8 protein-coding genes are annotated in these 13,203 nt (G+C 43.5%); 4 read left to right on the top strand and 4 right to left on the bottom strand.

Features of this window, described 5'->3' with window-relative positions:
• Positions 1–302: 302 nt before the first annotated feature.
• Positions 303–2,852, bottom strand: a complete 2,550-nt coding sequence (locus tag JGK22_RS26905; protein ID WP_293217681.1) for an ATP-binding protein — start codon at positions 2,850–2,852, stop codon at positions 303–305.
• A gap of 486 nt (positions 2,853–3,338) precedes the next feature.
• On the opposite strand from JGK22_RS26905, the gene JGK22_RS26910 reads away from it, so the two are divergent.
• Positions 3,339–3,734 (top strand): hypothetical protein, encoded by a 396-nt coding sequence (locus tag JGK22_RS26910; RefSeq protein WP_293178327.1) that lies wholly within the window; start codon positions 3,339–3,341, stop codon positions 3,732–3,734.
• Positions 3,735–3,900: 166 nt separating this feature from the next.
• Here JGK22_RS26910 and JGK22_RS26915 read toward each other — a convergent pair whose 3' ends face one another.
• The 3 genes from JGK22_RS26915 to JGK22_RS26925 form a co-directional block, all read right to left on the bottom strand.
• On the bottom strand, positions 3,901–4,755 hold the full coding sequence (locus JGK22_RS26915; RefSeq protein WP_293178330.1) for an Hpt domain-containing protein: 855 nt from the start codon (positions 4,753–4,755) through the stop codon (positions 3,901–3,903).
• A 924-nt stretch (positions 4,756–5,679) separates the two neighbouring features.
• Complete coding sequence (locus JGK22_RS26920; protein WP_293178333.1) at positions 5,680–6,225, bottom strand: hypothetical protein; 546 nt, start codon at positions 6,223–6,225, stop codon at positions 5,680–5,682.
• A 306-nt stretch (positions 6,226–6,531) separates the two neighbouring features.
• Positions 6,532–7,446, bottom strand: coding sequence for a DMT family transporter (locus JGK22_RS26925; RefSeq protein WP_293178336.1), 915 nt, complete (start codon positions 7,444–7,446; stop codon positions 6,532–6,534).
• Positions 7,447–8,207: 761 nt separating this feature from the next.
• Here JGK22_RS26925 and JGK22_RS26930 point away from each other — a divergent pair.
• From JGK22_RS26930 to JGK22_RS26940, 3 genes are all read left to right on the top strand, one after another.
• A complete protein-coding gene (locus tag JGK22_RS26930; RefSeq protein WP_293212310.1) occupies positions 8,208–8,594 on the top strand; it encodes a VCBS repeat-containing protein in 387 nt (128 codons plus the stop codon).
• Positions 8,531–11,866 carry an FG-GAP-like repeat-containing protein gene (locus JGK22_RS26935; RefSeq protein ID WP_293314149.1) on the top strand — a complete coding sequence of 1,112 codons (3,336 nt, stop codon included), beginning with the start codon at positions 8,531–8,533 and terminating at the stop codon, positions 11,864–11,866. Before JGK22_RS26930 ends, JGK22_RS26935 begins: the two co-directional genes overlap by 64 nt.
• 383 nt (positions 11,867–12,249) lie before the next feature.
• Positions 12,250–13,053 carry an SDR family oxidoreductase gene (locus JGK22_RS26940; protein ID WP_293178343.1) on the top strand — a complete coding sequence of 268 codons (804 nt, stop codon included), beginning with the start codon at positions 12,250–12,252 and terminating at the stop codon, positions 13,051–13,053.
• The last annotated feature ends 150 nt before the right edge of the window (positions 13,054–13,203 follow it).

Consider the following 13,203-nt stretch of genomic DNA (forward strand, 5'->3'; position numbering starts at 1 on the left):
AGCAGTTGACAGTTGACAGTTGACAGTTATGGTATCCGAATCTAACCGTTTATAAAGCAAGGATTTTAGACTCTATTGATGAGTTCTTGAATGTCCTAACCAATGTGGCGGTTGCTATAGCTGCTTTTGTATTTTAATCTAATTTTCGATTTGTGCATTTTGTCGATAAGCGCACTTTTTTTCACTTCACCGAATAGCAGGGGTTGGAAGTCCCAGCATGAAGGCAGATTATTATAAGAACGGAGTTTAAATCTCCGTTCTTATCGCTTCGCTGTCAACTGTCAACTGTCAACTGTCAACTGTCAACTGTTTAAAATCGGTTTGAGATGAGTTTGGCTCAAGGGAATCTCAATAATCAACTCGGTTCCCTCTCCGGGGGCTGAAATACAGCTCAATTTGCCGCCGTGTTGTTCCACCACAATTTCGCTGCCAATCGCCAAACCTATCCCCGCACCTTTCCCTACCGGTTTTGTGGTAAAAAACGGCTCAAATATTTTCTGTCTAACTGTTTCTTCCATACCCCAAGCATTGTCCTTAATCCGAACTGCTACGGCTGTTTCTCCCGGACAAACTTCAGTCACGATCCGAATTTGTCCGCTCTTGGCTGTCTCTGCTTCGTGCCAAGAGTGCGGCGATAAATTTTTGTTGACAAAGGCATCTTCTAAAGCATCAAGTGCATTTGTCAGCACATTCATAAATACTTGGTTGATTTGAACTGGGTAACACTCAACCAACGGTAGAGAGCCATATTCTTTGTTGAGATGAATTGCAGGGCGATGGTACTGCGTACCTGCTACGCTAACGGGCTTCGGTTTGAATCGGTTGCTCAAAATCAGCAAAGCACTGTCCAATCCGTCGTGAATGTCAACTTCTTTAATCTCTGCTTCGTCAATTCTAGAGAAATTTCGCAGCGACTGAACTATCTCGCGGATGCGGTTAGCTCCTACTTTCATTGAACCCAGCAACCTCGGCAAGTCTTCAACTATAAACTCTAATTCTGCTCCTTCTATTTCTGCTTGAATTTCTGGCGAAGGCGACGGATAGTGCTGCTCGTAAAGCTGCAATAAATCGATCATTTTTTGACTGTATTCGTCGGCATAGTTAAGATTTCCGTATATGAAGTTAATCGGGTTAGTCACTTCATAGGCTACCGCCGCCACCAACTGTCCCAAACTTGACATTCTTTCGCTTTGCACCAATTGAGTTTGCGTTCGCTGAAGCTCGTACATCGCTGTTTTTAAATGCTCGCTTTTTTCGCGTTCTCTGGCGATTGAGGCTTCTAGTGCTCTATTTAATTTTTCGAGTTTTTTGGTTTGGCGCAGCACTATATTGATTATTGCTTTTTTTAGTTCCAATGCAGCGTCTATTTCGCATTGCTTCCACGGCAAAGATTTGCACCTCACATTTTCTTTCCACAGCTCGAAGGATTTCCTAGGAGACAGTCTGTGGCTGCCATCTTCATCTATTAGAACTGCTTTGTTGGGGTTTCCGGCCCAATTTACGGTCTTAATTACTTCCGGGCGAAACCACAAGACGTATATTTTCTGACTCGGCGATATTGCTATTGCCAAACACCCGCTAGCCGTGTTTTTAAATTCCTCAGCTTCTGGATAGCATTTAGTCAGCGAGTCTGTATAAAAAATTTCTTTTTTTAGGCTGTTTTGCACCCACTGAGTTAAGGATTTAAGCGCTTCTCCGTGAGGTGTTTCCCCGACTCGATAGCAATTTTCTCCAAATACTATTGATGCTCCCTGGGCGTTGACTGCTTCCAGCAAATTATGCTGGCATTTAACTAACACTTCTGACAAGTTTTCGGAGGTAGATATGTCTTCAAAAATCTGGGCTTGAATAGATTTTAAGTGTAGTTTGTAGTCGTAGTCTTCGTTGGCTTCTTTTGATTGCAATTCTAAGGACATTACTTGCCCGATAAACTCGCAAGCGGCTCGCACTTCATGGTTGAGGTATTTTGGTGTATAGTTATGGCCAACAATCAATCCCCACAGTTGTTGATCTTTGATTAAAGAGATTGATAAAGTAGCGGCAACGCCCATATTTTGCAGGTATTCTATGTGAATGGGAGACACGCTTCTCAACACGCTGAGACTGAGGTCTAGGGACTGCTTCGTAACAGGATTTTTTTCGGGAATGATGCGAACTGGTTGATAATTAATATCTGGTATTAACCTCAACCAATTTAACAAATACAGTTTTTTGGCTTGTTTGGGAATATCTGATTTGGGGTAGTTTAAGCCCAGGAATGGACTCAGGTTTTCTAGTTTGTCTTCAGCCATTATAGCACCGTTACCTTCTGCGTCAAATTGATAGGTCATAACTCTATCAAATCCCGAAATCTTCCGGATTTCTCCCACAGTCTGCTGACATAATTCTTTGAGATTTTTGGCGCTTTGAATTTGGCTGACTGTGGATCTGACTGAATGATAAAAGCTAAAAACGGAAAGATTTTCTGTGGTGGTTGCTAATTCTAGCTCAATTATCAAAATTCCTTGTTGTCGGTGGAGGATGCAGTCAAATTCTAAAAACTTGTCTGCTTTGTTGACAGAGAGTTTAATGGGATTGACGGTTTTTAAGTTTTCGTTCTGCAAACAGGAATTGAGTTTTTCTAACTGAACTCTATCGAAGAATAAGCTCAAATCTTGACCGATCGCACTTTTGGCATCGACTCCCAATAAATCTTGCGTATTTTCACTGACTTGCAGTATTTCTAGTTGAGGTTCTCGTACAACCACGAGAATCCCGTGAGGCTGAATGTGCCCCGATATGTGAATGGGTTCTGTGTCGCAGTTTGTCAAGTCAACTTCTGCGAGTGCTGGGATTGTGCTTTGTCGATCCATTGTCTCTATTTTCCGCTGTAAAATTTCGAGAGGGTTCTATCGATTTTAGATTTGATCTCAAATTTGCTTTTCAATAATCTCATATTGTTCGATCGCATAATGGCCTGATCCCTTGACCGACACTAACAAGGCATTATCCGAAAATCAGCGAATCGAAAATGATGGAGTCGAAAATTAGCCTACCGTTGTGTTGCTGCTAGACTGGCGCGAGCATTCTGGTTTTTTTTACGAACTGAGCTATTCTATTCGAGCGATCCCCGATATTAATTATCGCAGCAATTGTTCCCATTCTTCAAGTCGTTTTAATGTTTTTCCACAATTTTAATATTTGTGGTAATATTTTACCATCATAAAAAAGGGGAGATAAATGTGTCTTCAGACCGGCCGACTAACGAAAAGATTAAGTTAAGGTAAGGGTGACAAGACTTGAAAGTAAAGTCGCGTTAAGCTTTTGAAGTATATCCAACAGGCCCGACAATTATACTGATGCTCGACTTCAATACAGTTACTGAGTTTTCTCATACCCACTGCATAGCTATCTGTGCCTTTTTAGTTCCGGCAAACTTGCTGACTACTTTGCAGACAGGGATTTTGACAGGACTAAACCGACCTCGAATGCAAGTTTGGGCGTCTGTGGCTGTGGCCAGCCTTTGGGCTACAGCAATGATCTTTCACGTTTTTACCTGGTTCGCGATCGGAGTAGTAATGCCTCCGACATACATCTTGTTAGCTATGGCGATCGCTTGTCTGGCTATCAATATCTGGGCAGTGGGACATCCTGCGAGCATGATGCAATTAATTAGAGTTGCGGTATCAGCTTTTAGGGAAGTTTTAGAAGAAGGAAGAAGGAAGAAGTCAAGCGTGAAGTCGGAAGTTCGGTAACGGATTTTCTAACGGGTGTAACGAATAAAATTTTAGCGATCTAGGAAATAAGGAAGCAGAAAGAAATTGGCATCTGGCCGTCTGAAAGATGTCTGGGAGAATATTAGTTTTTACTAATCTGTTCCCTCGTTCCACCTATTAGTTCTGAGTCGTGATTTTATAACCCTTATTCCGGTTCGCGATCGCGACAGTCTTCATCTTCCGGGCCGCGGGGATGGATCGTGCAGTTGAGCAGGTGCCCGCCATCGCTTCTGCCATAATAGTAGCGACATCCCGTGCAAATTGCCGGAGGTTCGATCGCACTTTGGTAAACCGGATAATCCATAGCCAGCAGTGAGAAGTCGCGCTGCGTCTGAACAGTCCCGATAATAGCGCCTGAAAGTTCCACAGCTTGGCGGATGTTTTCGATCCTGGTGTAAGGTGGCAGGTAAATGTCAATATAAAGGCGTATGCCATCGCCTTCGTACTCCTGGCGGGTAATATTGCCTCCGAGCAAACCGACGCGCGACGTAATGGCGGAGGAAAATTCCCCAGCCAAGGTGCAGTAACCGCAGAAAAGGTGAATGTGTTCGTCGGTTACTGCTCTCACACTCAGGCGAGTAGGAATCAGCACTCTCAGGTAAGCGTCGAGCTCGTCAAAAATCGGTTCGGCGAGGGACAGCATCTGGTTTGCGTCTTCGTGGTTGAGCCCAAAACCCTTAGAAACCTTGGAGACGAGGGCTGCTAAAATATCAAAAACTTGGGTTAACAGCGATTGCAGCCTGCTATCAATGGCGATCGGACATTCTCTGAGCAGTTTTAAATAATCTTCCAAACGATGGGCTACGCGCTGAATGCTGCTAAATCCCAACATAGCTGCTCCCCCTTTAACTGAGTGCGAGGCTCGGATGAGCTGGTGTATCCTTTGGGGAGTTTGCACGGTGTTTTGCAGGCCCTGCAAGCCTTGTTCCATGATTTGAAGGTGTTCTGTGGCTTCTTCTAGAAAGTAGCCGATGATGCGCTGTAGTTGTTCTGGTAGCATAATTTTATTCTCCGAAAGGCACCCTAATTGCAGAAAGCAGAAAGCAGAAACTAAAAATGCTGAGATTTTTTACTTTTGAGTCAATATTTAACCCAGAGGTGATATAAAACCGGCGTTGCACGGGACACAATACCGCAGTGCGAGCGAAAAGCGCTAGACTCGGAAAGTTAGGATGCCGATGCAAGTGGAAACCAGATTATTTGTCCTTGATATCTATCCTGCCTCACAATAACGGCGGTGGCAAATATCGAACCAAAGAGGCTTCTGATTGCCCACATTTTTTAACGTGCTAATTTTCTCAACAAGCAAATTCCGCAACTCCGATTCTATCGTTGTTGATGGTTGGTTATTATCAATAGCTCTTAACTAATGACAACAAATTGACGATCGAATACCAAGAATTTCTGCATGTGGTACCCGCCACGTGATTTATCCGTGGAATCAATCCCAAATCGAAAATCTAAAATCCTCTATTCCCCCGAATTTATCCGTGGGGTTAATCTAAAATCTAAAATCTAAAATCTAAAATCTAAAATCTAAAATCTAAAATCTAAAATCTAAAATCTAAAATCTAAAATCTAAAATCGATTGACTCTCGGTGCGTAAGTTCTAGGAATATGTCATTTAACAGTGTAACGGTGATTTTTTGAGAAGTTTAACTTTTAATTTAATAGATATCTTCAATAACGATTATTGTAGGGTAGGCATGGAGCCTGCCCGAGAGTTTCTGTTTTGGAGAAGTCTATGACAATCGCTTGCGAGTTTGAACAAGCGATCGCCCTTTTTGGCACGAGATATATAGTTTGACTGCGTAAGTCCCGATCGCATTAGGATCGCGAATTAAATAATTAAATAATTTACACAAGTTTGTGGGATGGGTTCTGGGCCCATCCCACAACAACCATAAAAATGGTACCTTTTTTCCTATTTAGCGACTGTTGCACCGACTTTGGCTGCGATCGCAGCTAAAGCCTTGCCGTTGCCTTGTAGAAGCGTGTTATTTTTCTGCACCATGCTGCCACTCAGTTCTGGGGGAGCGGGCAGTTTAACGCCTAATTTTTCAGCGATCGCGCGGACAATTTGTCTATTACCCAACAATAATTTGTGGTTTTCTGTCGCTAAGTCACCGCTCCCTGGGCCTGCTACGCTGGGTACAGTTGCGCCTACTTTGGTAGCGATACTGGTAAAAATAGCTCTGTTTTGCAAGATTAGCTGTTGGTTAACTTGCAAAGGATTGCTACCCGATGGTGCTGCGTCCTTGCTAGCTGCTGCGCCTACTTTAGCAGCAATATTCTTAGCTGTTTGACCATTTTTCACTAGCAAATCCCGATTTTGCTGTATGAGTGTTTGTTCGTTGGCTTGGGTAATAATTGTATTGTTAATAGTAGGTGGTTGAACTAATTGACCAGAGCTTCCCAATAATCCAGATGCCAATAAAGTAGCAGTGAAACCAACAATTAATTTAGACATTTTTTCTTTCCTCGATATGTTTTTTTTGACAAGCAGTTTTTTTACTGCGTCATCTACCAAAAGAAACATATCAAGACTTTTTTGAGCAGTTTGTCACGAATGTTACATTTTGTAACAAACTTATGCAAAAAGTGCAACGTCTAATTGCAATTTTTACAATTACAGACAGAAAGTAGGTTTTTATAGCAGTTGACAGTTGATAGTTGACAGTTGACAGTTGACAGTTGACAGTTGACAGTTGACGGTTGACGGTTGACGGTTGATCGGCGAAGATATTTGCTATCTTTTTTGCTTTTAACTTATTCACTAGGATTTTTGGGTTCCGAAAGTGGCGGCGGCTACACCGAAGAGGAGTACCGCAGCACCTGCGAGTACGGCTGGCGCAGGCATTTCGCCGAACACCAAATAACCCAAACAACTCGCCCCAACGGGTTCAAACAAGATGGCAAGAGTTACCAGAGTTGGGGAAATTTGCGCTACAGCCCAGTTTAAAATGGTGTGACCTACTAATTGAGGCAAGGCGGCGGTTAATAAAATGTAAAAATATACGATGTTTGGATAACCGGTATAACTGGTACCGAAGGCGAGGGGTAGAGGTAGCAGGACGATCGCAGCAACAGTATAGGCGATCGCGATATAACCGCCAATTCCCAATCCCCGCCGTTGAGCTTCCCGGCCTAGCAACAGATACAAACTGACAGCCCAGGAACCTGTCAGAGCAAGGAAATCGCCGAATAATTGAGTGTTGCCGCCCTTGGCTGCGCCTGTGCTTCCGAGGGCGATCGCCATTCCGCCAGCAAGGGCTATAGTAATGCCTGCGATCGACATTTTGCTGAGTTTTTCGCCAAACCAGAAGCGGGATAACAGCGCTACCCAGACGGGATTTGTGGTGACGAGGGCTGTGGAAGCTGCGATCGAAGTATAAGACAGTGAGGTAATCCAGAGAGCAAAGTGCAGGGCGAGACACAAACCAGCCGCCGCAGCATAGCGCCGAGCTCCGGGTTGTAGGGTTTTCCACTGAATTTTCGGCCAAGCTGGAAGCAGAATTAAGGCGGATAAAGTCAAGCGAGAAGCGGCGAGTACGAGGCTGAAACCGAGGCCGCCCGCGCCTGCTTTCAGGTTGGCTAGCCGGATTAAGATTGAGGCGGTTGAGACTGCTAATACGCCGATCGTTAAGATAAGGGCGATCGACCAATTCGACGGTTTTTGCGGAATATTCATTTAAATTTCCATGAGATTATTTATTTTGAGAGCGCCCCAAGCAGTCTATGGTGTCGTTGCGGGCGATCGTATTTTGACAAAAATAATCTTTATTAACTCAAAATCATGAATTTAATCAACTAGATTGATTAAATTTATAAATATACTTTAAAAATATAGCCCTTCTCAGATAGGTGAGGTACGTTGTTGGGCTTCAGCCCTCTTGGTTTAAGCGGTTATATAAGCTGTCAATAAATGCTATAGCTGATTTTATCATCTTAAATACAACATTTTATCCGCAAAGTATTAGACATATTATAAAAATATCTAGAAACTGGCAAGATGCCAGTTCCACAGAAAAAGATATTTTTGTAAAAGATATTTTTGTAAAAGATATTTTTGTGGAATGGGCATCTTGCCCGTTCCAAAATTTGATTATAAAAACTTTTCCAAGATATATATTTGATAGTTTCAAACTAGATAAATCAGAATTAGCGCGAGTAATTAGTAAAAATTTATCTGAAATTTTTTATCAGAGAGCGCACAAACTATTTGAGATCGGAAAACTTGTAGTCCTTACATTATCCATATTGTCCAGGAATTGTAACATAATTTTACAAATATGACTTTTATGACTTTTATGAACTCAAAGTCATGACTTTTATGAATTGACTTAAAAAAATACTTGTTTTAGCATCTTAAGTACGAAAAATGAAACTGGTAAGAACTTCTCATTCATTTTTAACATAGCTCAAACCAAAAATAAATCAGGAGAATCAACTATGGCTAGCCCATTCAAAGTAACAGAATTCGATTCAGGTAGATATATTACAAATGTCACCGCAGGAAAATTTAACGGCGACTCAACAACAGATTTAGCAACCATGGATTTGCTATCGACTCAAATTGGCATTTTGCCAGGAGACGGTACAGGTAAATTCAGCATTGGTAGCTACTCCTCCACGGGAGAATTCCCCTACGACTTTAGCAGCGCAGATTTCAATGGTGACGGCAAAACAGATTTATTCGCCACTACGGTACTGACAAAAATTCGATTTTGTGGGGAGACGGCAAAGGCAGCTTTACTTCTTACACCAACTTTGATGTGGGAGTACCATTTAATGTCATCTATCCGATCGACTTCAACGGTGACGGCAAAGTCGATTTAGCCCCCGTAGACTATACGAATAACAAAATTTTCGTCCTCTTGGGAGACGGTACGGGTAAGTTTAGCAAAGCCCAGGCTATTGATATCACAACAGACATCTCTTCCATCGCTTGGGCAGACGTAAACGGAGACGGCAAAATAGATCTAACCACAGCCAGCCAATACTCAACAAATATTTCCGTGAATTTAGGAGATGGTACTGGAAAATTTGGCAAAGCTACCAACTTTAATCTAGGGAAATATCCCACCGCCATTACAGCGGGAGATATCAACGGAGACGGCAAAACCGACATCGTATCAGCCAACTACTATTCCGACGACATTTCCATACTGTTTGGAGACGGGAAAGGCAATTTTGGCACAGCAACCAGCTTTTTCGGAGGAATCGGCCCTTCGTCCATTCAAGTATTAGACTTTAATGCTGATGGCAAAAATGATTTAGTAGTCGGAGATTTGCTCTCAAACTTTATTTTGTGGGGAGACAACACTGGCAAATTCAACACTTATACCGACATTCCTTGGACGGGATTTAATCCTGTATATGCCGACTTTAATGGAGATAAAAAACCTGACATTGCCGGCAACTATCTTGGCAATGTAAGAATTTTAATCAACGATACCAGTCCCCTTACCGACACATCAAAACCAGCACCTACGCCCACTCCCGCCCCGACTCCAACACCGCCACCACCGCCAACACCTGGAACATCTGCTGGTTTTACAATCACTCCGATATCGGGATTAAAAACTACAGAAGCAGGGGGAACGGCAACATTTACCGTCAAACTCAATAGCAAGCCAACTGCTACTGTAGCCCTAGGTTTAAGTAGTTCCGATAAAACAGAAGGAACAGCCTCTCCAGCTTCTCTGAATTTCAATCCTACCAATTGGGAGACTCCGCAAACTGTAACGGTAACAGGAGTTGACGACAAGGTAAATGACGGCGATAAAATTTACACAATCATTACCCAACCCGCTGTTAGTGCTGACAAAAAATACGACAAACTAAATCCGTCTGATATCACCCTCACTAATACCGCCAGCATTACTCCAACTCCAACTACAATTCCTCCAACTCCAACTACAATTCCTCCAACTCCAACTACAATTCCTCCAACTCCAACTACAATTCCTCCAACTCCAACTCCACCAAAACCAATTCCAATTCCAATTACCACTCCAACACCTGGTGGAATCACCGTCAGTCCAACAACCGGATTAAAAACCACAGAATCAGGCGACAGTGACTCATTTACGGTCAAACTCAATAGCCAACCCACCGCTAATGTCAGCATCGGCTTAAGTAGTTCCAATACAGTAGAAGGAACTATTTCCCCAGCCTCTCTCACCTTCACTCCTACCGATTGGAATCAAGCCCAAAAAGTCATAGTAAAAGGTGTTGATGACAAGATAGTAGATGGCGATAAAAAATACACAATTGTCACTGACTCTGCTGTCAGCACCGATCCAAAATACAACAACCTCAATGCAGAGGATGTCAGCGTTACCAACGCCGAAACTAACCGCCCACCCGTGTTAAACAAAAGCAAGGAAACTACTCCCTGGCACTACGACAGCCCGATAGTCAAAAAATCATCCAAATTTGAGTTTACGGTTCCCGAAAAGGCATTTATAGACCCAGATTCTGGTGACAAGTTAACTTACTCAGCCACTTTAGAAAACGGTCAACCTTTACCGAGTTGGATTACTTTTAATCCCACTACCCGTAATTTCAGCGGCGACATTACTAAAGGGAGGTCTCTGAATATTAAGTTGACCGCAACCGACACTTCCGGTGCGAGTGCTAGCGATTCTATCCTGTTAATAGTAACTAAGAATGGTGTGGTCGTTGATGGTTATATTGCAGGTGCGACTATCTTCTTTGATGCCAACAAAAATGGAGTCAAAGATGCTAACGAACCTTTCTCAACGACTGATGAGAAAGGGGAATACGAACTCGATATCCCGGACAGTTTTGATACGAACAAAAATGGCAATTTTGACCCTGAAGAAGGTAATTTAGTTGCTTTTGGGGGGACGGATGTTTCGACGGGCTTGCCACTGACAACTCCTGTTTCAGCACCGATAGATTCCACTGTTGTCACGCTATTAACTACTTTAGTTACTGATTTGACGGCTGGGGGAATGTCGCAGACTGAAGCGGAGTCAAAGGTTAAATCTACTCTGTCTATTCCTGCGGGAGTTGATTTACTGGACTTAGATCCGATCGCATCTACGGCAAAAAATGAGCCTGGTGGTGTCGAAACTCTAGTCGCGATGACAAAAGTCCAAAACGTCGTCACCCAAACCACCAGCCTGATTGACGGTGCATCTGGGGCGGATAATGGTGCAATTACCAAAGCTGTTGTTGCAGCAATTAACAGTAAAATTAAATCCGGCGGTTCCCTGGATTTGAACAATGCGACGCAGGTAGAAGGCATTATCCAGCAATCTATTGCTAACGTCAAACAAGTTGATAGCAATCTCGACGCTGAAAAACTTTCCAAAATTTCCTCGCAAACAGCGAAGGTAATGGTTGAGGCTAATCAGCAGATAGATCAGGTGAAATCTAACTCTTCACCTGAGTCTATTGCCTCGGAAATTGCCAAAGTTCAAAAGGTGGCTTTAGGTGAAAGTGCGATCAAACTGGAAGCAGTCGGTGTTGCGATTCTCACAGGCGATGTTAACCCTTCCACAACTTCTACTACACTTCTCGGTTTTGAGGGCAAAAATCTGGTAGGTACTGATGATAACGATACTTTACTAGGTGCTAGCGGTAACGATTTCATCAGTGGCAGAAAAGGCAGTGATTCCCTCGATGGTGGTGCCGGCGATGACAGTATTTACGGTGGCAAGGGACTCGATACGCTGACAGGTAACAGTGGCGATGATATCCTATTTGGAGGCCGTGGTGCTGACAGTTTGGATGGCGGTGCAGGCAATGACAGCTTGTATGGCGGCAAGGGAGATGATACTTTGCTTGGTGGTTTGGGTGATGATTTCCTGAGTGGTGAAAAGGGCAATGATTTTCTAATCGGCGGAGAAGGTAGCGATCGCTTTTTGTTAAATCTAGATAGTGGTATCGATACGATCGCGAATTTTGACACTGATAGCGATAAGATTATCCTTGGCAATGGCTTGAGCTTCGGACAGTTAGACATTACCCAGACTGCTAGTGGAAATGCGATCAAAATTGCTGCGACAGGCTCAGTGTTGGCAAATGTCAGTGGAGTCACCGGGCTGCTGCGAGCAAATGATTTTGTGGTGATTTAAAAGAGTGTTGACAGTTGACAGTTGACAGTTGACAGTTGATAGTTAACAACAACCGCAAGCATCTCATTTTTGTAAAAAGCATTTTTTCTTTGATTGAGTGCGAGCGTCCCCGCTCGCATATTGTACAATACGCGAGCGGGGACTATAAAAACTGAGATGCTCCCACAGCAACCTCTACCTGGAAGGAAGAGGATTGGAGTAATGAATCGTCTTCTGTTAATTTCTCCCTAAAACGAAGAGGCTTTCAACCAATTATTTCTGGTAATCAGCCGAGGGTAGGGGCTGGGGGCGAGATCCTCGGGCCCCACCTTTTTAATAAAAAAATGTGTAACAATCAATAAATCTCGCAGTTAACACTGAAAACTCCCAATTTAAAACTATCTATGGCTCCTACAGTTTTGATTACAGGCGCTTCTCAAGGAAGTGGCAAGGCAACGGCACTGTTATTTGCCCGTCAGGGTTACGATGTGGTGATGGTGGCTCGGGAGCCGGAAAGATTGGCAGCAGCAGCGGCTCAGGTGCAGCGTGAAGGCACTTCGGCTATGGCGATTGCGGGGGATGTTGGTGACATTCAACAAGTGCGGGCGATCGTCCAAAAAGCCCTGGATACCTGCGGAAACATTGATGTTTTGGTGAATAATGCTGGAATTTGTCTCGCAGGGGCGATCGAGCAAACCACCTCCGAAGATTGGCAGCAATTAATGAATACCAATTTTTGGGGCTGCGTTAACACAATTCAAGAACTTTTGCCACATTTTCTCGATCGCAAAACCGGTACAATCGTCAATGTTGGTTCCATTGGTGGCAAAATGCCCTTACCTCAAATGACTGCATATTGTGCCAGTAAGTATGCAGTAACGGGTTTGACAGAAACTTTGCGATTGGAATTGGCGCCCCAAGGAATTCACGTTTGCGCCGTACATCCGGGTTTGATCAACAGCGATTTTTTGGAAAGAGCTCAATTTCGCGATCGAGACGAGCCCGCAGTCGAATTGCGCCGCCAACAAATGAGTGAAATGCTGAAATCTGACTGGGCAAATCAGCCGGAAGATATTGCTAAAGCTATCTGGGATGCAGTGAAGAATCAGCGTGCAGAAGTCACAGTCGGCCCTGCTTTCTTGGCATCAGAAGCCTATCGCTTATTCCCCGGTTTGATGCAGTGGGCAATGGAAAAGGGCAAGTTATAATTAGTCAGTAGTCATTATTAGTATGGCAGGGTAAATTTATTGTCGTCAGACAAATTAGGTACGTAGTTGCGCTTCAGCGCTCTTTGCTTATATATATAAAAAACGAAAAATTAGGTACGTAGTTGCGCTTCAGCGCTCTTTGCTTATATA

It is taken from the genome of Microcoleus sp. PH2017_08_TRC_O_A (assembly GCF_020738665.1).
Lineage (GTDB): Bacteria > Cyanobacteriota > Cyanobacteriia > Cyanobacteriales > Microcoleaceae > Microcoleus.

Excerpts from the sequence above, each read along its gene's own strand:
- JGK22_RS26905 (WP_293217681.1), bottom strand. The coding sequence starts at position 2,852 with ATGGATCGACAAAGCACAATCCCAGCACTCGCAGAAGTTGACTTGACA.
- JGK22_RS26910 (WP_293178327.1), top strand. The coding sequence starts at position 3,339 with ATGCTCGACTTCAATACAGTTACTGAGTTTTCTCATACCCACTGCATA.
- JGK22_RS26915 (WP_293178330.1), bottom strand. The coding sequence starts at position 4,755 with ATGCTACCAGAACAACTACAGCGCATCATCGGCTACTTTCTAGAAGAA.
- JGK22_RS26920 (WP_293178333.1), bottom strand. The coding sequence starts at position 6,225 with ATGTCTAAATTAATTGTTGGTTTCACTGCTACTTTATTGGCATCTGGA.
- JGK22_RS26925 (WP_293178336.1), bottom strand. The coding sequence starts at position 7,446 with ATGAATATTCCGCAAAAACCGTCGAATTGGTCGATCGCCCTTATCTTA.
- JGK22_RS26930 (WP_293212310.1), top strand. The coding sequence starts at position 8,208 with ATGGCTAGCCCATTCAAAGTAACAGAATTCGATTCAGGTAGATATATT.
- JGK22_RS26940 (WP_293178343.1), top strand. The coding sequence starts at position 12,250 with ATGGCTCCTACAGTTTTGATTACAGGCGCTTCTCAAGGAAGTGGCAAG.